Source organism: Streptomyces sp. NPDC091282 (assembly GCF_044757385.1).
Taxonomy (GTDB): Bacteria; Actinomycetota; Actinomycetes; order Streptomycetales; family Streptomycetaceae; genus Streptomyces; species Streptomyces gramineus.
In genome coordinates this window covers 841,153-867,213 of sequence record NZ_JBIVUX010000004.1, presented here as the reverse complement: position 1 = coordinate 867,213, position 26,061 = coordinate 841,153, and the positions used below count along the sequence as shown (strand labels likewise).

The window sequence follows — 26,061 nt, the reverse complement described above, 5'->3', positions numbered from 1 at the left end:
TTCACCTCTCTGCCGCGGGGCCGGGGGCGGTGCTCAGGTCAGGTCGAACTCGCCCTCCCGGGCCCCCGAGACGAAGGCGCCCCATTCGGCGGGGGTGAAGATGAGGGAAGGGCTCTGCGGGCTCCCGCTGTTGCGCATCGCGATGAACCCCTCGACAAAGGCGATCTGGACATCCCCCAGGCCACGGCTGCTGGACTGCCACTCGGCCTCGCTGAGGTCCAGCTCCGGCTTGTCCCAGCCCAGTACCGGCTGCTGCTGGATGGTGCTCTCGGCCACGTCCGTGCTCCTCCCGAATTCGTCGTCCGCGGCCAGCCTAGCTTTCGGTCCGGGCACTCGACAGGCCACGTGAGGGGGTCCTTTCAGGAGTCGGGGGCGGCGGCGCCGACCAGCCACATCGCGAAGAACTGGGAGCCGCCGCCGTAGGCGTGCCCGAGCGCCCTGCGGGCGCCGTCCACCTGGTGTTCTCCGGCCAGGCCGCGGACCTGGAGGGCGGCCTCGGCGAAGCGGATCATGCCGGAGGCGCCGATCGGATTGGTGGAGAGCACACCGCCCGACATGTTGACGGGGAGGTCACCGTCGAGTTCGGTGACACCCGATTCGGTGAGTTTCCAGCCCTCGCCCTCGGCGGCGAACCCGAGGTTCTCCAGCCACATGGGCTCGTACCAGGAGAACGGCACGTACATCTCGACGGCGTCGATGTCGCGGCGCGGGTCGGCGATCCCGGCCTGCCGGTAGACGTCGGCCGCGCAGTCCTTGCCGGCCTGCGGCGACACGGCGTCCTTGCCCGCGAACAGGGTGGGTTCACTGCGCATCGCGCCGCCCAGCATCCAGGCGGGCGGCTTCGGCGAGCGCGCCGCTCCGGCGCGGTCGGTGAGGACCATGGCGCAGGCGCCGTCGGAGGAGGGGCAGGTCTCCGAGTAGCGGATGGGGTCCCACAGCATCGGGGACGCCTGGACCTTCTCCAGGGTGATGTCGTGTTCGTGCAGGTGGGCGTAGGGGTTCTTGAGCGCGTTGCGGCGGTCCTTGTAGGCGACCAGCGAGCCGACGGTGTCCGGGGCGCCGCTGCGCCGCATGTAGGCCCGCACGTGCGGGGCGAAGAAGCCGCCGGCGCCCGCCAGCAGCGGCTGCTGGAAGGGGATCGGCAGGGACAGGCCCCACATCGCGTTGGACTCGGACTGCTTTTCGAAGGCGAGGGTGAGCACGGTGGAGTGGACACGGGCGGCGACGAGGTTGGCGGCGACCAGTGCCGTCGAGCCGCCGACCGACCCCGCGGTGTGGACCCGGAGCATGGGCTTGCCGACGGCTCCGAGCGCGTCCGCCAGGTACAGCTCGGGCATCATCACGCCCTCGAAGAAGTCGGGCGCCTTGCCGATGACGACGGCGTCGACGTCGGCCCAGGTCAGCTCGGCGTCGTCGAGGGCGCGCCGGGCGGCCTCCCGGACCAGTCCGGCGATCGACACGTCCCGGCGGGCCGCCACGTGCTTGGTCTGGCCGACCCCTACGACGGCCACGGGCTCCTTGCTCATCGCGGATCCCCTTCCTGGGCGGGACTCGCCGGCGGGTCCCCTTCGAGTACGGCGACCAGGTTCTGCTGCAGGCAGGGCCCGGAGGTGGCGTGGGCGAGGGCGCGGTCGGAGTCGCCGCGGTGGATGCGGGCGGCGGCCTCGCCGATCCGGATCAGCCCGGCGGCCATGACCGGGTTGGCGGCGAGCGCCCCGCCGGACGGGTTCACCCGTACCTCGTCGCCGAGGCGCAGCGCCTTGCGGAGCACGACCTCCTGCGAGCTGAACGGCGCGTGCAGTTCGGCGGTGTCGACGGGCCGTTCGAAGGCGCCGGCCCGCTCGGCGGCGAGCCGGGCCGAGGGCGCGTCGGTCAGGTCGCGGACGCCGAGGCCGTGTGCCTCGATCCGGTGGTCGATGCCCCGGATCCAGGCGGGCCGGGAGCACAGCTCACGGGCCCGCTCCCCGGCCGCGAGGATCACGGCGGCTGCTCCGTCGCCGATGGGCGGGCAGTCCCCGGTGCGCAGCGGCCGGACCAGGTAGTCCCCCTGCGGCAGCGAACCCCGAAGCTGGGCATGGGGGTTGGCGGCGGCGTTCGCCCGGCTGCGGGCGCCGACCGCGGCCAGCGCCGGCTCGTCGGTCTCGCCCGCGTCGAGGAGGGCCTGCGCCTGGAGCGCGGCGAGGGCCACCGAGTCCGGCCACAGCGGCGCCAGGTAGTAGGGGTCGAGCTGGCGGGTGAGGACGTCACGGACCGGGCCGGGCGAGGACTTGCCGTAGGAGTAGACGAGGGCGGTGTCCGCGTCCCCGGTGAGCAGTTTGGTCCAGGCCTCGTACAGCGCCCAGGCGCCGTCCATCTCGACGTGCGACTCGGAGATCGGCGGCCAGGCGCCGACCCCGTCCAGGGCGAGGGTGAAGGAGAAGGCACGGCCGGCCAGGTAGTCGCTGGAGCCGGAGCAGGTGAAGCCGATGTCGGCGGTGCGCAGGCCGGTCTGTGCGAGGACGTCGTGCAGGACCGGCATGAGCATCTCCACCTCGGAGAGCTCCTCGCTGGTGCGCCGGTGGTCGGTCTGCGCGAAGGCGACGACCGCGATGTCCCTCATCGGTGCGGTCACAGCAGCTCCTTGTAGGTGTCGTAGTCGGCGTCGGGTTCGCCGCAGGGCCGGTAGTGGTCCGGGTAGCGGGCCCCCTCGGTCCACACCGGTTCGACCCTGAGGCCCATCCGCACCTGGTCGTAGGGGATGCCGCCGATCCGGCCGTGCAGGGCGAGGCCGGCGCCGTCCAGCGCGATGTGGCCGTAGACGTAGGGCACCTCGATGTCGAGGTTCTTCGCCTTGATGTTGACGATGCAGAACGTGGTGACCGTGCCCCGCGGACCCACCTCGACCTGTTCGGTCGTGGCCACCCCGCAGGTGGGACAGGCGCCCCTCGGCGGGACGTACACCTTCCGGCAGGAGGGGCAGCGCTCGCCGCAGGTCCGCCGGCCGGCCAGGGCCTCGATGTAGGCGGCCTGGGCGCGGCCGGGCGAGTAGGTGTAGTCGAGGCGGGCGTGGGCGACGATGCCGTGCACGGCGTCCTCGAACGCGCCGCTGTGTCGCTGGAGTTCGGCCGTCCCGCCGTCGTACGGCTCGAAGCAGGCGATGTCGGTGATGGCTCCGGACCGCTCCTCGGCCCAGCGCACGCGGACCCGCATGCCGGTGCGGACGGCCTCGGGGCCGGGGGCGTCCAGGGCGTGCAGCAGGGCGGTGTCGGCGCCGTCGAGGCGGACCAGGACCCAGGCGAACGGGGTGTCCAGGGGCTGGCCGCGGCGGGGTTCGTGGTTCCAGGCCCAGGTGGTGACGGTGCCGGTGGGGGCGACCTCGACCAGGTCGCGGATCTCCTCGGCGGTGACGGGGTCGTACTCGACGGGCGGGACGAGGACGCGGCCGTCCCCGGTGCGTACGCCGAGGACGACGCGTTCGCGCAGTCCGGTGAGGAAGGCGCTCTGCACCGGGCCGAGGGAGCGGGTGAAGGGGAACTCGACGACGAGGGGGGCTTTGAGGACTTCGGGCATGCCCGGTCTCCTTCAGTGGCGCTGGTAGAGGGGAGTGCGCTTCTCCGCGAAGGCGCGGGCGCCTTCCTTCGCGTCGGCGGTGTCGAAGACCGGCCAGCCGCGTGCCAGCTCCGCGGCGAGTCCGTCGGTCTCCGTCATCTCCGCGGTCTCGTACACCGACGCCTTGACCGCCTCGACGGCCAGCGGGCCGCACGCGTTGATCTGTCCGGCGATCTCCAGGGCCTTGCCGAGCGCGCCGCCGTCCGGGACCACATGGCCGACCAGTCCGACGGCTGCGGCCTCGCGAGCGGTGTACGGCCGTCCGGTGAGCAGCATCTCCAGGGCGTGGGTGCGGGGGATCTGGCGCTGCAGGCGGACCGTGGAGCCGCCGATCGGGAAGAGCCCGCGCCTGACCTCGAACAGGCCGAAGGTCGCGGACTCGCCCGCGACCCGGATGTCGGTGCCCTGGAGGATCTCGGTGCCGCCGGCGACGCAGTGGCCCTCGACGGCGGCGATCACCGGTTTGCGCGGGCGGTGATGGCGCAGCATCGCCTTCCAGTGCAGGTCCGGGTCGGCCTTCAGCCGGTCGCGGTGCCGCTCGCCCGCCATGCCCTCGCCGGCCAGCGCCTTGAGGTCCATCCCGGCGCAGAAGGCGCCGCCGGCCCCGGTGAGCACGACGGAGCGGACCTCGTCGTCCTCGTCGGCCTCGATCCAGCCGTCGTACAGACCGACGAGCATGGAGATCGAGAGCGCGTTCTTGGCCTCGGGCCTGTTGAGCGTGAGCACCAGTGTGGCGCCCTCGCGCCGTACGGTGAGGTGTTCTGTCCCACCCATGGAACCTCTCCCCTCTGCCGGAACGAGAACAGGTTGCAGGAGGGCGCAAGGCACTTCAAGGGTTTTCTGACAGACAGTCAGATTTCTTCGCGCGAACCCTTCCCACTTGTCGCGCCCTTTGCTCTGATGACCGGCGAACCGACACGTGCGCCTTTTCTTCGCCATGGTCTGCCGGGGTCAGGAGGAGCGGTGGAGTACAACCTTGCCGATCTGTTCGAGTCGGTCGTCGACGTGGCCGCGGACCGCGAGGCGCTGGTCTACCTCGACCACCCCGGCACCGGCGCGGAACGCCGGCTGACCTACGCGGAACTGGACGCGGCCGCCAACCGCATCGGCCACCACCTGGCCGACAGCGGGATCCGTCCGGGCGAGCACCTGGGACTGCACCTCTACAACGGCGTCGAGTACCTCCAGACGGTGCTCGGCTGCCTGAAGGCGCGGGTGGTGCCGGTCAACGTCAACTACCGCTACGTGGAGGACGAACTGGCGTACCTCTACCAGGACGCCGACCTGGTCGCGCTGGTCTTCGACGCGGAGTTCGACGAGCGGGTCGCGGCGGCGCTGCCGCGGGCCCCGAAGCTGCGGCACCTCGTGCGGGTGGGCACACCGGGCGCGGGTCCCGAGGCGGTGCCCTTCGCGGAGGCCGAGGCGTCCGGCTCCCCGGGACGAGGCTTCGCGGCACGCTCGGCGGACGACCAGTTCATCATCTACACCGGCGGCACCACCGGCATGCCCAAGGGCGTGATGTGGCGTCAGGAGGACCTGTTCTTCGCCGGACTGGGCGGCGGCGCACCGACCGGCGAGCCGGTGAAGCGGCCCGAGGAGCTCGCGGAGCGGGTCGCGGCCGGCGGCACCGGCATCACCTTCTTCCCCACTCCCCCGCTGATGCACGGCACCTCCACGCTCACCACCTTCATCGGCTTCAACTTCGGCCAACGGGTCGTGATCCACCGCAAGTTCGTGCCCGAGGAGGTGCTGCGGACCGTCGAGAAGGAGAAGGTCACCAGCATGTCGCTGGTCGGCGACGCGATGCTGCGCCCGCTGATCGACGCGTTGCGGGGGCCGCTGCGGGGCACCGACTGCTCCTCCATGTTCAGCGTCTCCTCCTCCGGCGCGATCCTCTCCGAGACCGTGCGCAGGCAGTTCAGCGAACTCGTCCCGAACTGCCTGCTGCTGAACAACTTCGGGTCCTCGGAGTCCGGCTTCAACGGCACCGCGACCGACGACTCCGGCGCCGGCAGCCGGTTCAGGGTGCGCGTGAACTCCCGTACCCAGGTGGTCGATCCGGTGACCTGCGAGCCGGTGGCGGCGGGCGGGACCGGCCGGGTCGCGCAGTGCGGCCATGTCCCGCTCGGCTACTACAACGACCCGCGCAAGACGGCCGAGACCTTCTTCGAGAAGGACGGCACGCGCTGGGTGCTCCTCGGCGACATGGGCACGGTCGACGAGGACGGCGTGGTCACGGTCCTCGGGCGGGGCTCGCAGTGCATCAACACCGGGGGCGAGAAGGTGTACCCGGAGGAGGTCGAGCAGGCGCTGAAGTCCCATCCGGACGTGTACGACGCGCTGGTGGCCGGAGTGCCGGACGCCCAGTGGGGCAGTCATGTGGCGGCCGTGGTGCAGCTGCGCGAGGGCGCGGGACGGCCCTCTCTCGCGGACATCCAGACCCACTGCCGCACCCAGCTGGCCGGCTACAAGATCCCCCGTCAGCTGGTGATCACCGGGTCCATCCAGCGGTCGCCGAGCGGCAAGGCCGACTACCGCTGGGCGCGGGAGGTCGCGGTGGCCGCCGACCGGTGACGGCGGCCGACCCGGTCGCAGGTGAGGGCGCCGGCGTCCGGCCGGACGGGCGGGTGGGGTTCAGGCGTCCAGGAAGGCGGCCGCGCGGCGGACGAACTCCGCGGGGTCGTCGAGCCAGGGGTAGTGGCCGGCGCCGGGCTGGACGGTCACCTCGGCGTTCGGGAAGGCCTCGGCGGCGCGCCGGACCAGGGCGGGTGCGGGGCCGCCGTCGAGTGCGCCCGCGTACAGCAGCACGGGGGCGGCGAGAGCGCGCAGGGCGGCGCGGGTCGCCTCGGGTGTGAAGGCGCCGTCGGCGAAGTACCGTGCGGCGGCCTCGTCGTTGGTCTGCTCCTCGCCCGCCGCGTCATGGGCGCGGGCGGTGTCGTCCCAGCGGCCGTAGAAGAACGGCATGAACACCTCGTCGAAGTCGCCGGTGCCGTCCAGCCAGGCGGCGAAGGCGGGATACGCGGCACCGAACCAGGGCTCCGCGGCCCGTAGCCGGGCCGCCGCCAGCCGGTCCTCGGGGGTGGTCCGCAGGCCGAGGGCCGAGGGGTTGCCGGTGATCAGCGCGAGCCGCCGTACCCGGTGCGGACGGGCCGCCGCGTACAGGGTCGCCAGGCTCGCGCCCGCCGAGTGCGCCAGCAGGTCCATGCGGTCGAGTCCCAGGTGGGCCCGCACCGTCTCGACGTCCTCGACCTGCCGGTCGCAGCGGTAGGACGCCGGGTCGGCGGGCACGCCGGAGTCGCCGGTCCCGCGCAGGTCGAGCAGGATCAGCCGGCGGTGGGCCGCGAGGCCGCCGAGGTCCCCGAGGTAGGCGGAGGCGCGCATGGGTCCGCCGGGCAGCACGACGAGGGGTTCGCCCTCGCCACGGACGTGGCAGGCGAGGCGGGTGCCGTCCCCGGCGGTGAAGGTGGGCATGGCGTCGATCATCGGGTACGGCGGTGGCGTGCCGCAACGCAGGGCAGCGGACGGCGGCCCGGTCACCCGTGCGCGTGCGGCTTGCTCACCCGGAACGCGAACTGGCCGCAGAAGGTGAGCTTGCGCAGGTTCACCAGGGCGGTGTGGCGCCCGCTCTTGCGTGCCCAGGTGTCGATCTCCGTGTTGAGCGGCGACTCCTGCTGCCAGAACCGGCCGTACTCCTTCTTCCGCGCGGAGTGGTAGGTGCGCATGATCAGGGTCACGCCGTCCAGCGAGGGCCGGATCTCCTCCAGGGCCAGCCCGGCCTCCTCGACCAGCACCCGGAAGCCGTACGGCGTGTAGTTCCAGAGGCTGAAGGAGTGGTAGGGCTCGAACTGGGAGGTGCTGCCGATGAACAGGCCGCCCGGACGCAGCACCCTGCCGACCTCGGCGAGCAGTTCCCTCGGCCGGGCGACGTGCTCGAAGACCTGGTGCGAGTAGATCAGCGGCACGGCGCCGGAGCGGAACGGCATGTTGACGCCGTCGAAGTGGACCACCGGGTCGCCGCCGGGCGTGCGCTGGGCGGCCTCCGGTGACTCGCGGATGTCGACGCCCACCCACCGCACGTGGGGGGCGTGGCGGCGGAAGAGCCCGGCCGAGGTGCCGCGCCCGCAGCCGAGGTCGACCACCCGGTCCGGTGCCCGCGGCGAGCTCATGGCCTCGTCGAGGTAGTAGCGGGAGGTGACCTGACGGGCGTGGTCGTCAGGGATGCAGTCGTGCATGAGGTCCCACAGGGTCGACATGCGGCCACGCTACGGAGGCGGCGTGCCACGGGCCACATCCGGACGGGGGGTCGGCGCGGCCGTCATCCCTTGGGACGAACGGGACGGCGCGGACGGCTGCGTGAGCCGGCCGATGCCGGACAGGTCACGGACGGTCACGCTGTTGCGGTCGGCGACCGTCCGGCCGAGCGCGTGGTGGGGCCACAGTCCTCCGGCCTGCCGCCGGCTGCGCTCGTTCCACTCCAGGGCCTCGGGTGGGCGGGCCCGGAAGAAGTTGAGGGCGTAGCCGCCGGAGTGGATCCGCAGCAGGACGAACCCGCCGGGGTACTCCTTGGCGGCGCCGACCTCCTGGAGGGTCACCTGCGGGGCGTGGGGCACCTGGGACCGTTTGTTGCGGTGGGTGTGTCCGGCGTGGTGGAGGAAGACTCCCGGAGCGGCGGCGTAGGCCCGCAGGATCGCCCGTGCCTGGCTGCGGCCGAGGCGCTGTCCGGGGCCGACCGGGAAGAGGGCGTCCCGGACGGTGAGCGGGTGGTGTCCGAAGACCACCGTGGGCCGGTCCCGGTCGGCCCGCAGGCGGCGGCCGAACCAGGACAGCTGCTCGGGCCCGAGGCCGCCCGCGTCGCCGCCGTTGCCCTGTTTGTCGTAGGTGTCGAGCCCGATGATCCGCAGTCCGCCCACGTCGTGTTCGAAGAAGCCGGGGCCGTCCGGTGCGCCGAAGGCACGGTGGAAGCCGGCGGCTGCTTCGGCGCCGCGGTCGTGGTTGCCGCGGACCACGAAGTAGTCCCGCCGGTGGGTGCCGAAGCCGTCCAGGATCGCCCGGGCCGCCGCCAGGTCGTGCGGCCGGCCGCCGGCCGAGATGTCCCCGGCGGCCAGCAGCAGCTGGGCGCCGCGGCCGCGGGCCTCGTCCACCACGGCGCGGCTCATCAGCTCCGGGTAGGCGGTGAGTCCGGGCTGCTGGGCCACTCCGCCGAGGAAGGGCACGCCGGCCACCAGACCGGCGACGGTCTCGCCGATGTGCAGGTCGTTGCAGAGGGCGACGGAGAGCAGGTGGCGGCCGGGCGGGGGCTGCGGGGTGGTGAAGGAGTAGGGGCCGCCGGGCGTGCCTAGGCCGTGGAGTGAGGTGCCGGCCGCGTTGCCGCGCACCAGGTGCAGTGCGGTGGGCGTGGCGGCCACGCCCCGGGAGCGGGCCTGGTAGTAGTACGTCCGGCCCGGTTCCAGGCCGGTGAGTTCGACGTGGTGGTGGGCGGTGGGACGGTCCTCGCCCGCCGTGCGGTCCAGGCGGCCGGGACGGGTGCCGTAGACGACCTCGCCCTCCGTGACGGCCGGCAGCGGGCGGCCGGTGCCGTCGTCGGTGCCGGGCTGGGCGGTGTGCCAGGTGAGGACGGCGCGGTCCTCGGTGAGGGTGACCAGTTCCAGGTGGACGGCGGCCGGGGAGCGGGCGTGGCGGGGTGCGGGGGCGGTGACTGACCTGAGCAGGGCGGGCGCGAGCAGGAGACCGGAGCGGAGCATCTCGCGGGGGCCTGGGATGCCCGCGAGTGCGCCGAGGGGGACGGGGAGGCAGCAGCGCATGTCTGCTAGGTGCTCACCACCGGTGAACGGCGGAGGTGGCGCCGGAGGCCGCGCGGGGTGGGGAACCGGACGTCTTGGGGCATCAGGTGGCCTCGCCGAACCGCTGCCGCAGTTCCCGTTTGAGGATCTTCCCGCTGGCGTTGCGGGGCAGCGCCTCCACGAACAGCACGCGCTTGGGCGCCTTGAAGGCGGGGATCCGCTCCCGCACGTGGGCGATCAGGTCGGCCTCGGCGATCTCGCCGCGGGCCACGACGACCGCGGTGACGGCCTCGATCCACCGTGCGTCGGGCAGGCCGATCACGGCGGCCTCGGCGACCGACTCGTGGGTGTAGAGGGCGTCCTCGACCTGCCGTGAGGCGACCAGTACGCCACCGGAGTTGATGACGTCCTTCACCCGGTCGACGATGGTGAAGTAGCCGTGGGCGTCGCGCACCGCGAGGTCGCCGGAGTGGAACCAGCCGTCCCGGAAGGCCTCCTGGGTCTCCTCCGGCTTCTCCCAGTACCCCTCGCACAGCTGCGGTGACCGGTAGACGATCTCGCCGGGAGTGCCGTCGGGCACGTCCTCGCCGTCCTCGCCGACCACCCGGGCCTCCACGAACAGCACGGTGCGGCCGCAGGAGTCCAGCCGCCCCTTGTGCTCCTCTGGTGCCAGGACGGTGGCCAGCGGCCCGATCTCGCTCTGCCCGAAGCAGTTGAACAGGGCCAGGTGCGGCAGGCGTTCACGCAGCCGTTCCAGGACCGGCACCGGCATGACCGACGCACCGTAGTAGGCCTTGCGCAGTCCGCCGAGGTCGCGTGAGCCGAAGTCGGGCCGGTTCGCGAGGCCGATCCACACAGTGGGCGGCGCGAAGAGGCTGTCCACGCGTCCGGTCTCGATCAGGTCGAAGAGGGTGTCGCCGTCCGGGCCGTCCAGGACGACGTTGGTGGCGCCGACCGCGAGGTAGGGCAGCAGGAAGACGTGCATCTGGGCGGAGTGGTAGAGGGGCAGCGCGTGGGCGGGCCGGTCGCCCGCGCTCAGGTCGAGGGCGGCGATCGCGCTCAGGTACTCGTGCACCAGGGCCCGGTGGGTCATCATCGCGCCCTTGGGCAGTGCGGTGGTCCCCGAGGTGTAGAGCAGTTGCACCAGGTCCTCGGTGCGGGGTTCGGGGCCGTCGTACGGCGGCGCGTCCGCGAGCCGGTCCAGGAGCGAGCCGTCGGTGTCCCGCAGCGGCAGGACCCGCACCGCGCCGGGGAGCCGGCCGGCGAGGCCGGGGTCGGCGAGCGCCAGGGAACTGCCCGACTGGCCGATGAGGTAGGCGAGGTCGTCGCCGGTCAGGTTCTGGTTGACGGGCACGTGCACGAGGCCGGCCCGGGCGCAGGCGAGGAACGCGATCAGGTAGGCGTCGGAGTTGTGTCCGTAGGCGGCGACCCGGTCGCCCCGGTTCAGGCCCTGGCCGAGCAGGACGTTCGCCGCCCGGGAGACGGCGTCGTCGAGTTCCTGGTAGGTCCACCGGCGGTCGCCGTACTCCAGCGCCACCCGTGCGGGGGTGCGCCGGGCGCTGCGGCGCAGCACCCCGTCGACCGTGCTGCCCTGTCCGTGCGTCATGACCCTTGATCCTCGGTCCGTCGCCGGGAGAGGTCAAGCGCCGCGGCACCGGGTCCGCGCGCGGCCTGATCCGACGGCTTCGTCCCGGTCGGCGTCCCGTGCCACAGAAGTCGTCCGGGCCCGGCGGATTCTGCTTCCGCGTGCTTCCGTGCGCCCCTTTGGAGAAGGGTTTCGGAAGACCACGGAACGAGGAACCTGGGCAGGAGTTGTCTCGGGCGCTCAACCCGAAGCAGGTTCAGTCGCATTCACGTGAGGCACCGGGCAGGAGGTTTTCATGAACCGCGCTGCGCCTGAGCACAAACGGACATGGACAGCAGGTACTGCTCCCGGCATATTCCCTCTCCTCGGTCACGGTATCGCCTTCTACCGTCGACCGCTGGCGTTTTTGAATTCTTTACCGGCACACGGAGATCTGGTCGAGTTACGCCTCGGTCCGCAGCGCGCCTGGATGGTGTGCCACCCGGAACTGACGCACGAGATGCTCATGGATCCGCACACCTTCGACAAAGGCGGCCCGCTCTACGACCGGCTCGGGAAACTGATGGGCGACGGTCTGGTCACCTGCGGCCAGCCGGACCACCGGGACCAGCGCCGGCTGCTGCAACCGGCCTTCCGCTCCTCCCGGATCGCCGCCCACACGGACCTCGTCACCGAGGAGGCGGCGGCGGTGTGCGAGGAATGGCGGCCCGGCGGGACCGTGGCGGTCACCGAGGCGATGACGACCCTCACCACCCGGGTGATCAGCCGGGTCCTGTTCTCCGACTCCCTGGACGACCGGACGACCGCCGAGGTGCGGGACTGCCTCGCGGCCGTCGTCCGCGGCCTGTTCCTGCGCACGGTCGTCCCGATCGACGTCCTCTTCCGCCTCCCGACACCCGCCAACCGCCGCTACCGGCGGGCGCTGGCCCGCCTGCACGCGATCATCGACACGGCGATCGCGCGGCGCGGGCCGCACACCGGACACGACGACGTGCTCGGCACGCTGCTGGCGGCCGCCCGCGACGAGGGGCGGCCGACGCCGGTCACCGCCCAGGAGATCCACGACCACCTGATCACCCTCCTGCTCACCGGCGCCGAGACCTCCGCGCTGGCGCTGGCCGCGGCCTTCGGGCTGCTGGCCCGCAGCCCGCGGGCGGAGCGCCGGCTGCACGCGGAACTCGACGCCGTCCTCCCCGGCGGCCGCCGTCCCGGCCCCGACGACCTGCCGCACCTCGTGTACACCCGGTGCGTCGTCTCCGAGACGCTGCGCCACTCCTCGCCCGGCTGGCTCTTCACCCGGGTCACCACCCGGGAGACGGAACTCGCCGGCCGCCGGCTGCCCGCGGGTGCCACCGTCCTCTACAGCCCCTACCTGCTGCACCACGATCCGTCGTGGTTCCCCGACCCCGAGCGCTTCGACCCGGACCGCTGGCTGCCGGGGCGGCCCACGGCCTCGCAGCGCCGCGCGACCATCCCGTTCTCCGCGGGCAACCGCAAGTGCCTGGGCGACGAGTTCGCCATGGCGGAGATCACCCTGGCCCTCGCCACCATCGCCGGCCGCCGGCGCCTGCGCCATCTGCCCGGCGCCGCCGAACGGGCACCCCGCCCCGCGATCACGCTGGGCCCGCGCTCCCTCGTCATGACCTACGAGGCCCGCTCCCACCGACGGCCGGACACCGCGCCCGGGGCCGGTGCCGCCCCGCGCGTCCCCGACTCCCGAACGGCAGGTGATCACGTTGTCGGCAATCCATGAGGACATCACGGCCGGTGTCCTGGCCGACCCCCCGGCCGCCAATCTCCGGGACCTGATCGACACCCACCTCCACATGCCCTTCCCCTTCGGGCGCAACCCGCACGAGGCCGAGGCCGCGGCCGCCGTGGACACCTGGCTGAGCGCGTGGGGCCTGGCCGGCGAGCCGGGCGTGGCGGCGATGATCGCCCGCACCCGGCCCGCCCAGCTCGCCTCCTACAACGGTCCCGCCATGGACGCCGGGCTGCTGCGGATCGTGGCCCTCCAGATCGCCTACCAGTTCGTCTTCGACGACCGTGCCGAGGAGGTCGGCGGCGGCTCACCGGGCGGGCTGGTGCCCATGCTGTGCGAGAGCGTCGCGGTGCTGCGGGACGACCGGCCGCCCGCCACCCCGCTCGGCGCGGCCCTGGCCGACCTGTACCGGCAGGTCCGGGAGCGGTGCACCCCCGGGCAGGCCGCGCGATGGTCCTGGGCCGGCCGCGAATACGTGCACGGCCTGCTCTACGAAGCGGTGGCGCAGGCTCAGCCCCGTTTCGTGGGGACCGGCGACTGCACCTCCATCCGGTCGCTGACCGCGGGCGTCGAGCCGTTCTACCCGCTGTGCGAGGCGGCACAGCCAAACGAGCTGTCCGCCGCCGAACTCCACCACCCCGCCGTGCAGCGGCTGCGCCGGCTGTCGGCCGACGCGGCGGTGTGGATCCCCGACCTGTTCTCCGCGGTGAAGGAGCAGCGCTCCGGCGGCCTGATCAACCTGGCCCTGGCCCACCAGCGCGCGCACCGCTGCTCCCTGCAGACCGCCGTCCTGCTGGCCGTCCGTCAGATCAACGCGACGATCGAGGAGTTCCAGCGCCTGTACGCCGAGGTGGAGCCGGAGCTGAGCCCCGCGGGCATCGGCTACGTGGAGGGCATGATCGGCTGGATCCGCGGCTGTTACCACTGGTCCAGGACCGTGCCGCGGTACGCGGACACGGTGTCGGTGCCGGCCGTCGCACAGGCACCCTGACGCGCCCGCCGTCGGCGCCGCCGGGGCCCGGCCATCGGAGCCCTATACCCGAAGATCGGACATTATCCCGCCCGCTGCCCATGATTCACCCTAAGGTGCCCAATCCGGTCGGCCCTACCTGCTCTGGGCGTACGCTCGGCTCCCCCGGGCCGAACGACAGAAAGCGATACGGCACATGGCGACGGAGCAGCGCCAACCGATCACCGACAGAGGGAGGTTGATCGAACGCCAGCGGGAACTGGACGCCCTCGATGCCGCGTTCCGCGAGCTCCGGGGCAGTGCGGACGGTGCGCCGCGTGTGCGGCGCAGGGGGATGCTCGCCCTGACCGGCCGGGCGGGGCTCGGCAAGACGGCGCTCGTCACGGAGGCCCGCGCCCGGGCCGCGGCGTCCGGTCTCACCGTGCTGTCGGGCCGGGGCGGCGAGTCGGAACAGGGTTCGGCGTTCCGCGTCGTACGGCAGCTCATGCAGCCCCCGCTGGCGCGGATGGACGAAGCGCAGCTGCACGCGTTCCTCGGCAGCTGGTACGACGTCGTCGCCGCCGTGCTCGGCCTGGAGGCGCGCGGGGCGGTGCCGGCGCCGGACCCGACCGGGGTGCGCGAGGGCCTGGACTGGGTCATGACGCGACTGACGGTGCAGCAGGCGCCCGTCGTCCTGCTGCTGGACGACCTGCACTGGGCGGACACCGAGTCCCTGGCCTGGCTCGCCTCCTTCGCCGCGCGCGTCGAGGACCTGCCGCTGCTGATCGTGGTCGCCTACCGGCCCGACGAACTGCCGCCCGAGGCGCTCGGACTCCGTGCCCTCCTCGCGGACCACGGGGAGCGGCCGCACGGTCTGGCGCCCCTGACCGCCGACGGTGTGGCGCAGATCGTCAGGAACGAGATCGGCGAGACGGCCGAGGACCGGTTCTGCAAGGAGTGCTGGCTGGCCACCGGCGGGAGCCCCTTCGAAGCGGTGGAGCTGGCCATCGGGCTCGCCGAGCGGAACCTCGGCGGCACGGGCGACGACCTGCCGACGATGCGGGAACTCGCCGCGGCGATCAAGGGTCCGGGACTGATCGCACGGCTGGAGCGGCTCGGTACCGCGACCGTGCGCTTCGCGCACACCGCGGCCGTGCTGGGGTCGCCCTTCTCGCCCCGGCTCGCCGCCGCCATCGCGGTGCTCGGCGAGCAGGCCGCCACCGAGGCGGTCCGCAAGCTGCGCGCGGCCCGGATCCTGGCGGAGGGCCACGGCCCCGAGGGCGAGCTGGAGTTCGTGCATCCGCTGATCGCCACGACGATCTACCAGTCGATCGGCACGGACTTCCGGGCCGGACTGCACGACGCCGCCGCGCAGGCGGTCCTGGCGGCCGGGTACGACGCCGCCACCGCGGCCCGCCATCTGCTGGAGGTGCCCTGCGACGGCAGCACCGAGACGGTCGAGTGCCTGCGCGAGGCCGCCCGCGCGTACCTGCGCGCGGGAGCCACCGAGGCGGCCGGGCGGCTGCTGACCCGCGCGCTGCAGGAGCCGCCGCGTCCCCGTGACCGGGCCGCGATCCTGCACGAACTGGCCTGCGCCACCTTCCTGGTCGAGCCCACGGCCACCGTGCGGCATCTGCGGCAGGCGCTGGCGGAACCCGACGTCGATCCCGATCTGCGCGCCTCCGTCGTCTTCCGGCTGACCCAGGCGCTGGCCCACACCGACCAGATGGCGGAGGCGGAGCGGGTCGCCACCGAGGAGGCGCGGCAGGCCCCGAATCCCCGCGTCAAACTGCGCATGCAGGCCGACCAGTTCGTCTGGGGCATGTTCCGCACCGACGACCGGGACTCGCCGTCGCGCTCCCGCACGCTGGCACGGCTGGCCGGGAAACTGCCCGGCCGACGCCTGGAGGAGCGGTACATCCTGGGCCTGCGGGCCTGGGACGCGGTCATGCGGGGCGAACCGCGGCGGACCGCGCTCGGGTACGCCGAGCGGGCCCTGCGCGGCGGCATGAGCTGGACCGACGAGAACCGGGGCTTCGAGGTGCCCGCCTCGGTCGCGCTGGTCTTCATGTACGGCGACCGGCCGCGCCGGGCCGAGGAGTTGTTCGGCACGGGGATCGCCGAGTGCGCGGCCAAGGGGTGGTGCGGCTCCCATCTGGCCCTCGGGCACACCCTCGCCGGCTACATCCGCTACCGGCGCGGCTGCCTCGCCGAGGCCGAGGACCTCGAACTGCGGGGGCTGCGGATCGCGGACCGGGTCGAAGGGGCGGTGCCCGCCCAGTGGTTCGCCGTCGGCATCCTGATCCAGACGCTGCTGGCGCGCGGCCGGGTGGGCGACGCCCGTGCGCTCGCCGACCGGCACCACTTCGGCGATACGGCACCGAACGCCGTCATCTATCCCGACCCGCGCACCGTGTACGCGGAACTGCTGCTGGCGGAGGGACGGCACGCCGAGGCGGCGCCGCTGCTGTCCGCGGTCGGGGAGTGGCTGGACGGGCGGGCCTGGCGCAACCCCTCCTGGTGCCCGTGGCAGCTGCGGCTGGCCTCCGCGCTGGCCCCGGCCGCCCCGCGGGAGGCGGTCGGGCACGCCCGCGAAGCCGTGCGGCGGGCCCGGGAGTTCGGTGCCGCCTCCACCGTCGGCCAGGCCCTGCACACCCTCGCCGAGGTGACCGGCGGTCCCGCGGCCGTCGATCTGTACGCGGAGGCCGTGGCCCACCTGGAGCAGTCGCCCGCCGCCTACGAACTGGCCCGTGCCCAGGTCGGTCACGGTGCCGCGCTGTCCCGTGCCGGGCGCGTGCAGGAGGCCGCGGACCGGCTCTACGAGGGTCTGGAGGGCGCCGTGCACTGCGGTGCCGAGGCGCTCGCCGCCCGCGCCAGGGGTGAGCTGTCGGCGGCCGGGCTGCGTCCGCTGCCGCTGCGCTACCCGCAGGCGGACGCGCTGACCGCCCAGGAGCACAGGACCGCCGAACTGACCGTGCGGGGCCAGCCGGTGGCCGTGGTCGCCAAGGAACTGCACCTGACCGAGCAGGGCGTACGGCAGTTGCTGTCCCGCGTCTACCGCAAGATCGGCACCGACGCCTCCGGTCTCGCCGAGTTCCTGGACGACCGTCCGCACGGAATGGTCTGACACCGCCGCCCGGCGTCACACCTGGCGGGTGCGGCCCTCCCAGTACGGGTCGCGCAGCCGTCGTTTGTACAGCTTGCCGTTGGGGTCGCGGGGCATCTCGGTGATGAAGTCGACGGTCCTGGGCCGCTTGTAGCCGGCGAGGCGTTCCGCGCAGTGGGCGAGCAGGGCGGCGGCGAGGGCGGGACCGGGTTCCTGTCCGGGCGCGGGTTCGACGACGGCCTTGACCTCCTCGCCCCAGTCGTCGTGCGGGATGCCGAAGGCGGCGGCGTCGGCGACGGCGGGGTGGGACAGGAGCGCGGACTCGATCTCGGCGGGGTAGATGTTGACCCCGCCGGAGATGATCATGTCGATCTTGCGGTCGCGCAGGAAGAGGTAGCCGTCCGCGTCGAGGTAGCCGAGGTCGCCGACGGTGAAGAAGTCGCCGATCCGGTTCTTCGCCGTCTTGGCCACGTCCTTGTGGTAGGAGAAGCCGCCGGTGTTCATCTTCATGTAGACGGTGCCGAGTTCACCGGGTGGCAGCCGGTTGCCGTCGTCGTCGAAGACCGCGAGTTCGCTGATCGGCCAGGCCTTGCCGACCGTGCCGGGCTTCTTCAGCCAGTCCTCGGCGGTGGCGAAGGCGCCGCCGCCCTCGCTGGCCGCGTAGTACTCCTCGACGCTGGGCCCCCACCAGTCGAGCATCGCCCGTTTGACGTGGTCCGGGCAGGGCGCGGCGCCGTGGATGGCGTGCCGCATGGAGGAGACGTCGTAGCGGGCGCGCACCGGTGCGGGCAGGGCGAGCAGGCGGTGGAACTGGGTGGGGACCATGTGGGTGTGGGTGCAGTGGTGCGCGTCGATCAGGCGGAGCATTTCCTCGGGCGTCCACTTGTCCATGAGGACCAGGCGGTGGCCGATGTGCAGGGACGCTCCCGCGAACTGCAGGACGGCCGTGTGGTAGAGCGGCGAGCAGACCAGGTGGACGTCGTCGCCGAAGGGCCTGATCCCGAAGATGCCGAGGAAGCCCCCGAGGTAGGCCTCCTCGGGGAGCCTGCCGGGCAGCGGGCGGCGGATGCCGCGGGGGCGGCCCGTGGTGCCGGAGGTGTAGTTCATGACCCAGCCGAGTTCGCGGTCGGCCGGCGCCGACTCGGGCTGCCGGTCGAGGAGTTCGGCGTACGGCCGGAAGCCCTCGATCTCGCCGACCGCGTACCGGTGGGTGGCCGGCAGGCCGGCCTCGTCGGCGGCCTGGCGGACGGCGCCGGCGAAGCGTTCGTGGGCGAGCAGCACCTTGGCGCCGGAGTCGGAGACGATCCAGGCGATCTCGGGGCCGACGAAGTGGTGGTTGACGGGCACGAGGTAGAGACCGGCCTGGCTGGCGGCCAGGTAGGCGGCGAAGAACTCGGGTCCGTTGGGCAGGACGGCCGCGAAGGCGTCGCCGCGTTCCAGGCCCGCGGCGCGCAGTCCGTGGACGAGGCGGTTGGCGGCGGCGTGCAGGCGGCCGGCGGTCCATTCCTCGCCGTCGGGTGCGACGAGCACCGTGCGGTCGGGCTCGGCTGCGGCCTGGGCCCAGAATCCGGCGGGGGGCGTGCTGGTCACGTGGCGCTCCTTCCGGCGATGCGGTTGATGCGGTCGACGGCCCGTTCGAAGCCTCGGGTGAGGTCGTCGAAGACGGCCTGGACGCTGCGTTCGTCGGTCATACGGCCGACGATCTGGCCGACCGGGGTGCCCAGCAGGGGTTCGACCTCGTACTTCTGGATGCGGGAGACGGCCTCGGCGACCAGCAGGCCCTGCAGCGGCATCGGGAGGGTGCCGGGACCGTTCGGGTCGTCCCAGGCGTCGGTCCACTCGGTGCGCAGCTGGCGGGCCGGTTTCCCGGTCAGGGCGCGGGAGCGGACCGTGTCGCCGGAGCCGGCGGCGAGCAGTTTGCGGGTCACGGCGGGCGAGGAGAGGTCGGCCTCGGTGACGGTCAGCCACACGGAACCCAGCCAGACGCCCTGGGCGCCGAGGCTCAGGGCCGCCGCCACCTGCGGGCCGCTGCCGATGCCGCCCGCCGCGAGCACGGGCAGCGGGGCCACGGCGTCCACGACCTCGGGGGTGAGCACCATGGTGGCGATCTCGCCGGTGTGGCCGCCGGCCTCGTAGCCCTGTGCCACGACGACGTCGATGCCGGCGTCCCGGTGCTTGACGGCGTGCCGGGCGCTGCCGGCGAGCGCGGCGACCAGGACGTCCTGGTCGTGGGCGCGTGCGATGACGTCGGCGGGCGGGGAGCCGAGGGCGTTGGCGAGCAGCCGGATCGGATAGTCGAAGGCGACGTCGAGCTGGGTGCGGGCGACCTGTTCCATCCAGCCGGTGATCCGCCATCCGGAGGCCTCGCCCTCGGCCAGCTCGGGCACCCCGTACGCGGCGAGGGTGTCGCGCACGAACTGCCGGTGCCCGTCCGGGATCATCGCCTCGACCTCGGCCTCGGTGACGCCGTCCACCTTCTTGGCCGGCATCACGACGTCGAGCCCGTACGGCGTGCCGCCGGCGTGCTTCTCGATCCAGTCGAGGTCGCGTTTGAGGTCGTCGGGTGCGGTGTAGCGGACCGCGCCGAGCACGCCGAAGCCGCCGGCGCGGCTGATGGCCGCGGCGACGGCCGGGAAGGGCGTGAAGCCGAAGACGGCGTGCTCGACTCCGAGGGTCTTGCTCAGCTCCGTCTGCATGGGCGCAGGATGCCGCAGTCGTCCGGCCGACGGAAGAGCTTTTCTGATGCTCCGTCAGATTTCTGCGGCACCGGTTCGCGCGCGGCCCGCCGACCGCGGCGGGGCGGCCGTCACTCCCCCTTCAGCACCGCCATCGCCGCGTTGTGCCCGGGCACCCCGCTCACCCCTCCGCCGCGCACCGCGCCCGCCCCGCACAGCAGGACGTTGGCGTGCCGGGTCTCCACGCCCCAGCGGCCCGCGCCGTCCTGCGCGTAGGGCCAGGACAGGTCGCGGTGGAAGATGTTGCCGCCGGGCAGGCGCAGGTCGCGTTCGAGGTCCAGGGGGGTCTTGGCCTCGATGCAGGGGCGGCCGTCGGCGTCCAGCGCGAGGCAGTCGACGAGGGGTTCGGCGAGGTGGGCGTCGAGCTGGGCGACGGTGGCCTTGAGGAGTTGCGCGCGCACGGCGTTGTTGTCGGCGTCGAAGAGGCGGGCGGGGGTGTGCAGGCCGAAGAGGGTGAGGGTCTGGTAGCCGCGCTCGACCAGGTCACGGCCGAGGATCGTCGGGTCGGTCAGGGAGTGGCAGTAGATCTCCGAGGGCGGCGCGGACGGGAGGCGGCCGGCCGCGGCCTCGGCGTGGGCGGCGGCCAGCTGTCCGTAGCCCTCGGCGACGTGGAAGGTGCCGGAGAACGCCTCGCGCGGGTCGACGGCGGTGTCGCGCAGCCGGGGCAGCCGCTTCAGCAGCATGTTCACCTTGAGCTGGGCGCCCTCGGCGGGCTCCGGGGCCGGATCGCCGGTCAGCGCGGCGAGTTCCTGGGGGGAGGCGTTGACCAGGACGTTCCGGGCGCCGACGGTGCCTTCGCCGTCGGCGGTGCGGTAGGCGACCTCGGCGGTGCGGCCGTCCGTCTCGATCCGTACCGCCTCGTGCCCGGTGGCGAGCACCGCGCCCGCCGCGCGTGCGGCAGCGGCCAGCGCGTCGGTGAGGGCGCCCATGCCGCCGACCGGCACGTCCCAGGCGCCGGTGCCGCCGCCGATGACGTGGTAGAGGAAGCAGCGGTTCTGCCGCAGGGACGGGTCGTGGGCGTCGGCGAAAGTGCCGATCAGAGCGTCCGTGAGGACGACCCCGCGGACCAGGTCGTCGGTGAAGTTCTCCTCGATGGCGACGCCGATCGGTTCCTCGAACAGAGCGCGCCAGGCCGCCTCGTCGTCGATCCGGCGGCGCAGTTCCTCGCGCGTGGGCAACGGCTCGGTGAGCGTCGGGAAGACGCGCTCGGCGACCCGGCCGGTCATGCCGTAGAACCGCTGCCAGGCCTGGTACTCCTCCTTGCCGCCGGTCAGCCGTTCGAACGCCTCGCGAATACGGCGTTCGCCGCCGCCGACGAGCAGTCCGGTGGGCCGGCCGCCCCGCTCCACGGGCGTGTACGAGGAGATGGTGCGGCCGCGGACCCGGAAGTTCAGGCCCAGATCACGGACGATCTTCCTCGGCAGCAGGCTGACCAGGTAGGAGTAGCGCGACAGCCGTGCGTCGACACCGGCGAAGGGGCGGGTGGAGACGGCCGCGCCCCCGGTGCGGGCCAGCCGCTCCAGCACCAGTACGCTGCGCCCGGCCCGGGCCAGGTAGGCCGCCGCGACCAGGCCGTTGTGGCCACCGCCGACGATGACGGTGTCGTAGGTCCGGGATGTTTCGGAGGCAGGGGGCATGCTTCTTCGTAACACACGATGATCTAGTCAGGTAAGAGGCGTGCCGGATCGCCGCACGGGGAGGGCCGTTCGGACAGCGCCGGTGGTGTGCGGACGGCCGCGCCCGCCCGGCGGAGCGCACACCGGGGGCGCCGCGCGCCGTCGGGGCGGGTCACATCTGTCCGCTCGGAGCCCGCTGTTGCCTCAGGACCGCGACCCTGCGGTACAGCTCCGCGGCCTCCTCGCCCCGGCCCAGCCGCTCCAGGCAGTGCGCCTCGTCGTTCCTGCCGGCGAGGGTGTCCGGATGGTCCGGGCCGAGGGCGTGCTCGCGGGCGCCGGCGACGTACCGGTACTCCGCCAGCGCGTCCGCCCACCGGCCCAGCCAGCCCAGGCCGACGGCGACCTCCCGCCGGCTGACCAGGGTGTCGGGGTGGTCGGGGCCGAGGACCCGGGCGCGGGCGGCGCACACCTCCCGGGACTCCGCGAGGGCCTCCGCCCAGCGGGCGAGGCGGCCCAGGTTGACGCCGAGGCCGTGGCGGGCCCGGAGCGTCTCGGGGTGGTCGGGGCCCTGGACGCGGGTGCGGTCCTCGATCAAGGCCCGGTAGAGGGCGAGCGCGTCGGCGCAGCGCCCCAGGCGGCCGAGGCTGATCCCCACCTCGTAGCGGGCGGCGAAGGTGTCGGGGTGGTCGGGGCCGAGGGTCAGCGCGCGTGCCTCGGCGACCTCGCGGTAGGCCGCCAGGGCTTCCTCCCAGCACTCCAACCGGCCGAGCGCGTAGGCGACTTCGTAGCGGGTGACCAGGGTGTCGGGGTGCTGCGGGCCGAGCACGCGGGCACGGGCGAGCGCCACGTCGTGGGCCATGCGGTACGAGTCCTCGAGTCTGCCCAGCCGGCTGAGGTTGAAGGCGAGGTTGTGCCGGCAGCGCAGGGTGTCGGGATGGTCGGGGCCCATCAGCCGCCGCCGGTCGGCGAGTACGGCGGTGTACGCCTGGTGGGCCTCGACGTGTCGGCCCAACTGGCCGAGCACGTAGGCCGTTTCCTGGCGGGCGGCGAGGGTGTCGGGGTGGTCGGCGCCGAGTGCGCGCTCCCGGGCCCTGGCGACCTCGGTGTACTCGCGCAGGGCGTCGGCCGCGCGGCCGGTGCGGCTCAGGGCGAAGGCGATCTCGTAGCGGCTGGCGAGGGTGTCCGGGTGGCCGGGGCCGAGGAGGCGGGCGCGTGCGGCGGCGACCGCCCGGTGCGCCTGACCGGCCTCGGCCCAGCGGCCGAGCCGTCCGAGGCCGAGTCCGGCCCGGTGGCGGCCGGCCAGGGCGGTGACGGCCCGCGGATCGGGGACGGCGGGCGCGAGGAGGGGTTCGGTGGCGCGGGTGGTCCACTCCTGGGTGAGCCCGGCCGCGGGGTCGGGCGGGGTGGTGCGCGGACCGGTGCCGGTCGCCTTGGGACCGGTGGTCATGGACCGGGTCCAGGACGGCGGCCGGGGCTCGCGCGGCGCCGGGGACCGGAACCGGGGCCGCGCGCCGACGACGGTCGGGACGTACTCGGGCGCCGCCCGCCCCGCGCTGATCCGCCGGCCCAGTTCCCGGGCGTCGAAGGGACGTTGCTCGGGCCGTTTGGCCAGCAGGTCCAGGACCAGTTCCTCGAACCAGCCCGGCAGGTCGGCGCGGTGGGTGCGCGGCGGGGCGGGCGGGGTGTCGCGGTGGCCGATGAGGACCGCCCAGGCGTCGGCGAGGTCGAACGGCGGCGCCCCGGTGGCGATCTCATACAGCACGCAGCCCAGGGAGTACAGGTCGCTGCGCCGGTCGACCTCGGCCCCGCCGATCTGTTCCGGCGACATGTAGTGCGGGGTGCCCATGGCGATGCCGGTGCCGGTCAGCCGGGAGGTGAGCCCGATGTCGTGGCCGAGGCGGGCGATGCCGAAGTCGCACAGCTTCACCGTGCCGTCGGTGAGCATCATGATGTTGGCGGGTTTCAGGTCCCGGTGCACGATGCCCTGCCCGTGGGTGTGGGCGAGGGCGGCGGCGACCTGCTCGGCGATGTCGACGACGTCGCCGACGGGCAGCGGACGGTGCCCGTTGTCCGCCATGAGCCGGCTCAGGTCGCGGCCGTCCAGCAGCTCCATGACGAGGTAGAGGACACCGTCGTACTCACCGAAGTCGTGCACGACGGTCACTCCGCGGTGGGAGAGGGCGGCGGCCACCCGCGCCTCACGGCGGAACCGTTCCCGCAGGACGTCGGCGAAGGCCTGGTCGTGGTGCGGGCCCGGCGGTGTGAGGCACTTGACGGCGACCTGCCGTCCGAGGGACTCGTCGCGGGCCCGCCACACCTCGCCCATCCCGCCCCGGCCGATCAGGTCGAGCAGCCGGTACCGCCCGTGGACCAGCCTGGTGTCAGCCATCGCGCGCCGCCGCCCCCCGTCGTACAGCTCCGCCCTCCCCCGGGGTCGCCGTCACGGTGCGGCCGCGCCGAACCGGCCCGTTCCGTGACCCACTCCCCCGGTCGCCCAGTATGGCGGCCTAACGCCCGATTTTGTACGGTGCCGGGCGCGCGTGCGGGCCGAGCCTCGCCATCGCGCGCAGGATGTGTTTGGGCGGGAGTTGCCAGCGCAGACGTGCGGGAACACAGCGCAGCAGGGTGCCGGTGGCGCGCAGCCGCCGGGTCACGACGGCGGGCTCGGGGGCCGGTCTGCCGTACAGCTCGTGGGCGTACGGCGGCAGGGAGGCGTACGCCAGGTGGGCCACGCGCCGCCACAGCACCTCGCGCGCCGGTATCAGGAGCGGGTGGGCCGGAGGGCGGAGCAGGAAGTCGTCCACCGCGCGTGCGTCCGCTCCGGCGGCGAGCAGCGGCCGCACCTCGCGGAAGTAGGCCGCCATGGACGCCCGGTCGCCGGGTACGGCCGCGGGGTCCAGGCCCACCAGGCGGGCGCTGATCCGGTGCTCGGCGAGGTAGCGGTCGGCCTGGGCGCCGGTGAGCGGGAACCCGGAGCGGCGCAGGACGTGCAGGTACGAGTCGATCTCGGCGCAGTGCACCCACAGCAGCAGGTCCGGGTCGTCCACGCCGTACCGTTCGCCGGTGTCCGGGTCGGTGGCGCCGAGCATGCCGTGGATCCTGCGCACCCGGGCCCCGGCCCGCTCGGCGGCCTCCGTGGTGCCGTAGGTGGTGGTGCCGACGAAGGACGCGGTCCGCATCAGCCGGCCCCAGGCGTCCTTGCGGAAGTCGGAGTTCTCCATCACTCCGCGCACCGCGCGCGGGTGCAGGGCCTGGAGGTAGAGCGCGCGGATCCCGGCGATCCACATCATCGGGTCGCCGTGCGCCTGCCAGGTCACGGAGTCCGGCGTGAACAGCCCGGGATCGCCCGCCATGACCGCAGACTAACGCCGGACCCTCGGCATCCCCAGTCCGATCCACGAGATGATCTCGCGCTGGATCTCGTTGTTGCCGCCGCCGAAGGTGAAGATGACCGCCGAGCGGTAGCCGCGTTCCAGTTCGCCGTGGAGGACCGCGCCGGCCGATCCCTCTTTCAGCGGGCCCGCCGCGGCGGCGATCTCCATCAGCCAGGCGTAGGCGTCGCGGCGGGCCTCGGAGCCGTAGACCTTGACGGCGGAGGCGTCCTGCGGGGTGAGGGTGCCGTCCTGGACGGCGGTCACCATCTGCCAGTTCAGCAGCTTCATGGCGTCCAGGCGGGTGTGGGTGCGGGCGAGGTTGCGGCGCACCCAGGGCAGGTCGACGACGCGGCGGCCGTCGGCGAGCTTGGTCTCCATGGCCCAGCGCTGGACGTCGTGCAGGGCGCGGATGGCCATGGTGCCGTGGGCGGCGAGGGTGACCCGTTCGTGGTTGAGCTGGTTGGTGATCAGCCGCCAGCCCTGGTTCTCCTCGCCGACCCGGCGGGAGACCGGGACCCGGATGTTCTCGTAGTAGCTGGCGGTGGTGTCGTGCGAGGCGAGGGTGTTGATCACGGTGCAGGAGTAGCCGGGGTCGGTGGTCGGCACCAGCAGCATGGTGATGCCCTTGTGCGGCGGCGCGGCGGGGTCGGTACGGGTGGCGAGCCAGACCCAGTCGGCGGTGTCGCCGTTGGTGGTCCAGATCTTCTGGCCGTCGACCACGTACTCGTCGCCGTCCCGCACGGCCCGGGTCTTCAGGGCGGCCAGGTCGGTGCCGGCGTCGGGTTCGCTGTAGCCGATGGCGAAGTCGATCTCGCCGGAGAGGATGCGGGGCAGGAAGTACGCCTTCTGCTCGTCGGTGCCATAGCGCATGATCGTCGGGCCGACGGTGTTCAGCGCCATCAGCGGGAGCGGGACGCCGGCCTGCGCGGCCTCGTCGAAGAAGATGAACTGTTCCATCGCGGTCAGGCCCCGGCCTCCGTACTCCTCCGGCCAGCCGACCCCGAGCCAGCCGTCGGTGCCGAGCCGGCGGACCGTCTCCCGGTAGAAGCGTTTTTGCGCGGCGGGGTCGGCGTAGCGGGCGTAGGCGTTGTCCGGCACCAGGCCGGCGAAGTAGGCGCGCAGTTCGGTGCGCAGCCGCTGCTGCTCGGGCGTGTGGTCGAGGTGCACGGCGCCTCCAGGCTCCCCACGGGCGGTCCTGACGGCGCACACCGTAGAACGTGTTCCAGAAATTGGGAATGGCGACGCGGGTACGGGCGGCGTGGCCGCGGCATGGGGGGAGGGGCGCGCCGGGGCCGGAGGCCCGGGGGGCGAGGGCCGGGGGGCGAGGGCCGGGGGGCCGGGGGCCGGGGGCCGGAGGCCAGGGGCTGGGGGCCGGGGGCCGGGACCGGGAGCCGCGGGCCGCGGCACACGGCACACGGCACACGGGACGGAGGCCCCCGGGGGCGAGGGCCATGGGGACCAGGGGCCGGGGGCCGCGGAACGCGGGACGGAGGCCCGGAGGCCAGGGGCCGGAGGCCGGGGGCCGGGGGCCCCGAGCCGGGCGGCGGTAGCCGCGGGCTTGCCAGA

General features: G+C 73.5%; 19 protein-coding genes. 4 read left to right on the top strand and 15 right to left on the bottom strand.

The window, feature by feature from the left end; translation table 11 throughout:
• Positions 1–33: 33 nt before the first annotated feature.
• The 5 genes from ACIQOE_RS22700 to ACIQOE_RS22680 form a co-directional block, all read right to left on the bottom strand.
• Entirely contained in the window at positions 34–276 is a 243-nt protein-coding gene (locus ACIQOE_RS22700; RefSeq protein WP_351324154.1) for a DUF397 domain-containing protein, read from the bottom strand.
• An 83-nt stretch (positions 277–359) separates the two neighbouring features.
• The gene (locus tag ACIQOE_RS22695; RefSeq protein WP_365560027.1) at positions 360–1,526 is read right to left on the bottom strand and encodes a thiolase domain-containing protein; all 1,167 of its coding nucleotides are present in this window, start codon (positions 1,524–1,526) and stop codon (positions 360–362) included.
• Entirely contained in the window at positions 1,523–2,599 is a 1,077-nt protein-coding gene (locus ACIQOE_RS22690) for a thiolase domain-containing protein (RefSeq protein WP_401413410.1), read from the bottom strand. Before ACIQOE_RS22690 ends, ACIQOE_RS22695 begins: the two co-directional genes overlap by 4 nt.
• Before the next feature lie 8 nt (positions 2,600–2,607).
• Entirely contained in the window at positions 2,608–3,549 is a 942-nt protein-coding gene (locus tag ACIQOE_RS22685) for a Zn-ribbon domain-containing OB-fold protein (protein ID WP_401413277.1), read from the bottom strand.
• Between the two features lie 12 nt (positions 3,550–3,561).
• The gene (locus tag ACIQOE_RS22680) at positions 3,562–4,362 is read right to left on the bottom strand and encodes a crotonase/enoyl-CoA hydratase family protein (protein WP_362645609.1); all 801 of its coding nucleotides are present in this window, start codon (positions 4,360–4,362) and stop codon (positions 3,562–3,564) included.
• A 189-nt stretch (positions 4,363–4,551) separates the two neighbouring features.
• Here ACIQOE_RS22680 and ACIQOE_RS22675 point away from each other — a divergent pair, with 189 nt between their 5' ends.
• On the top strand, positions 4,552–6,162 hold the full coding sequence (locus tag ACIQOE_RS22675) for an acyl-CoA synthetase (protein WP_401413275.1): 1,611 nt from the start codon (positions 4,552–4,554) through the stop codon (positions 6,160–6,162).
• Between the two features lie 60 nt (positions 6,163–6,222).
• Here ACIQOE_RS22675 and ACIQOE_RS22670 read toward each other — a convergent pair whose 3' ends face one another.
• The 4 genes from ACIQOE_RS22670 to ACIQOE_RS22655 all read right to left on the bottom strand — a co-directional run bounded on the left by ACIQOE_RS22670 (position 6,223) and on the right by ACIQOE_RS22655 (position 10,974).
• Positions 6,223–7,059 carry an alpha/beta fold hydrolase gene (locus tag ACIQOE_RS22670; RefSeq protein ID WP_399010775.1) on the bottom strand — a complete coding sequence of 279 codons (837 nt, stop codon included), beginning with the start codon at positions 7,057–7,059 and terminating at the stop codon, positions 6,223–6,225.
• 62 nt (positions 7,060–7,121) lie between these two features.
• Positions 7,122–7,841 (bottom strand): class I SAM-dependent methyltransferase, encoded by a 720-nt coding sequence (locus tag ACIQOE_RS22665; RefSeq protein ID WP_351324146.1) that lies wholly within the window; start codon positions 7,839–7,841, stop codon positions 7,122–7,124.
• 9 nt (positions 7,842–7,850) lie between these two features.
• Complete coding sequence (locus tag ACIQOE_RS22660) at positions 7,851–9,389, bottom strand: metallophosphoesterase (RefSeq protein WP_401413272.1); 1,539 nt, start codon at positions 9,387–9,389, stop codon at positions 7,851–7,853.
• An 82-nt stretch (positions 9,390–9,471) separates the two neighbouring features.
• Positions 9,472–10,974, bottom strand: coding sequence for an acyl-CoA synthetase (locus tag ACIQOE_RS22655; RefSeq protein ID WP_351324142.1), 1,503 nt, complete (start codon positions 10,972–10,974; stop codon positions 9,472–9,474).
• A gap of 274 nt (positions 10,975–11,248) precedes the next feature.
• On the opposite strand from ACIQOE_RS22655, the gene ACIQOE_RS22650 reads away from it, so the two are divergent.
• The 3 genes from ACIQOE_RS22650 to ACIQOE_RS22640 all read left to right on the top strand — a co-directional run bounded on the left by ACIQOE_RS22650 (position 11,249) and on the right by ACIQOE_RS22640 (position 16,791).
• Positions 11,249–12,706, top strand: coding sequence for a cytochrome P450 (locus ACIQOE_RS22650; RefSeq protein WP_401413270.1), 1,458 nt, complete (start codon positions 11,249–11,251; stop codon positions 12,704–12,706).
• The gene (locus tag ACIQOE_RS22645; RefSeq protein WP_401413269.1) at positions 12,690–13,706 is read left to right on the top strand and encodes a (-)-alpha-amorphene synthase; all 1,017 of its coding nucleotides are present in this window, start codon (positions 12,690–12,692) and stop codon (positions 13,704–13,706) included. Before ACIQOE_RS22650 ends, ACIQOE_RS22645 begins: the two co-directional genes overlap by 17 nt.
• A 175-nt stretch (positions 13,707–13,881) precedes the next feature.
• A complete protein-coding gene (locus ACIQOE_RS22640; RefSeq protein ID WP_365576020.1) occupies positions 13,882–16,791 on the top strand; it encodes an AAA family ATPase in 2,910 nt (969 codons plus the stop codon).
• A 15-nt stretch (positions 16,792–16,806) separates the two neighbouring features.
• On the opposite strand, the gene ACIQOE_RS22635 is transcribed toward ACIQOE_RS22640, so the two are convergent.
• The 6 genes from ACIQOE_RS22635 to ACIQOE_RS22610 form a co-directional block, all read right to left on the bottom strand.
• The gene (locus tag ACIQOE_RS22635) at positions 16,807–18,360 is read right to left on the bottom strand and encodes an acyl-CoA synthetase (protein WP_401413266.1); all 1,554 of its coding nucleotides are present in this window, start codon (positions 18,358–18,360) and stop codon (positions 16,807–16,809) included.
• On the bottom strand, positions 18,357–19,466 hold the full coding sequence (locus ACIQOE_RS22630; protein ID WP_351324135.1) for a nitronate monooxygenase family protein: 1,110 nt from the start codon (positions 19,464–19,466) through the stop codon (positions 18,357–18,359). Before ACIQOE_RS22630 ends, ACIQOE_RS22635 begins: the two co-directional genes overlap by 4 nt.
• Positions 19,467–19,576: 110 nt before the next feature.
• Positions 19,577–21,142 (bottom strand): phytoene desaturase family protein, encoded by a 1,566-nt coding sequence (locus ACIQOE_RS22625; protein ID WP_401413264.1) that lies wholly within the window; start codon positions 21,140–21,142, stop codon positions 19,577–19,579.
• Between the two features lie 151 nt (positions 21,143–21,293).
• Positions 21,294–23,510, bottom strand: coding sequence for a tetratricopeptide repeat protein (locus ACIQOE_RS22620; RefSeq protein WP_401413262.1), 2,217 nt, complete (start codon positions 23,508–23,510; stop codon positions 21,294–21,296).
• A 118-nt stretch (positions 23,511–23,628) separates the two neighbouring features.
• Complete coding sequence (locus ACIQOE_RS22615; protein ID WP_365576028.1) at positions 23,629–24,474, bottom strand: oxygenase MpaB family protein; 846 nt, start codon at positions 24,472–24,474, stop codon at positions 23,629–23,631.
• Between the two features lie 9 nt (positions 24,475–24,483).
• Positions 24,484–25,662, bottom strand: coding sequence for an acyl-CoA dehydrogenase family protein (locus tag ACIQOE_RS22610; RefSeq protein ID WP_362645575.1), 1,179 nt, complete (start codon positions 25,660–25,662; stop codon positions 24,484–24,486).
• Between the last annotated feature and the right edge of the window lie 399 nt (positions 25,663–26,061).

Excerpts from the sequence above, each read along its gene's own strand:
- ACIQOE_RS22695 (WP_365560027.1), bottom strand. The coding sequence starts at position 1,526 with ATGAGCAAGGAGCCCGTGGCCGTCGTAGGGGTCGGCCAGACCAAGCAC.
- ACIQOE_RS22690 (WP_401413410.1), bottom strand. The coding sequence starts at position 2,599 with ATGAGGGACATCGCGGTCGTCGCCTTCGCGCAGACCGACCACCGGCGC.
- ACIQOE_RS22685 (WP_401413277.1), bottom strand. The coding sequence starts at position 3,549 with ATGCCCGAAGTCCTCAAAGCCCCCCTCGTCGTCGAGTTCCCCTTCACC.
- ACIQOE_RS22680 (WP_362645609.1), bottom strand. The coding sequence starts at position 4,362 with ATGGGTGGGACAGAACACCTCACCGTACGGCGCGAGGGCGCCACACTG.
- ACIQOE_RS22670 (WP_399010775.1), bottom strand. The coding sequence starts at position 7,059 with ATGCCCACCTTCACCGCCGGGGACGGCACCCGCCTCGCCTGCCACGTC.
- ACIQOE_RS22665 (WP_351324146.1), bottom strand. The coding sequence starts at position 7,841 with ATGTCGACCCTGTGGGACCTCATGCACGACTGCATCCCTGACGACCAC.
- ACIQOE_RS22660 (WP_401413272.1), bottom strand. The coding sequence starts at position 9,389 with ATGCGCTGCTGCCTCCCCGTCCCCCTCGGCGCACTCGCGGGCATCCCA.
- ACIQOE_RS22655 (WP_351324142.1), bottom strand. The coding sequence starts at position 10,974 with ATGACGCACGGACAGGGCAGCACGGTCGACGGGGTGCTGCGCCGCAGC.
- ACIQOE_RS22650 (WP_401413270.1), top strand. The coding sequence starts at position 11,249 with ATGAACCGCGCTGCGCCTGAGCACAAACGGACATGGACAGCAGGTACT.
- ACIQOE_RS22640 (WP_365576020.1), top strand. The coding sequence starts at position 13,882 with ATGGCGACGGAGCAGCGCCAACCGATCACCGACAGAGGGAGGTTGATC.
- ACIQOE_RS22630 (WP_351324135.1), bottom strand. The coding sequence starts at position 19,466 with ATGCAGACGGAGCTGAGCAAGACCCTCGGAGTCGAGCACGCCGTCTTC.
- ACIQOE_RS22625 (WP_401413264.1), bottom strand. The coding sequence starts at position 21,142 with ATGCCCCCTGCCTCCGAAACATCCCGGACCTACGACACCGTCATCGTC.
- ACIQOE_RS22620 (WP_401413262.1), bottom strand. The coding sequence starts at position 23,510 with ATGGCTGACACCAGGCTGGTCCACGGGCGGTACCGGCTGCTCGACCTG.
- ACIQOE_RS22615 (WP_365576028.1), bottom strand. The coding sequence starts at position 24,474 with ATGGCGGGCGATCCCGGGCTGTTCACGCCGGACTCCGTGACCTGGCAG.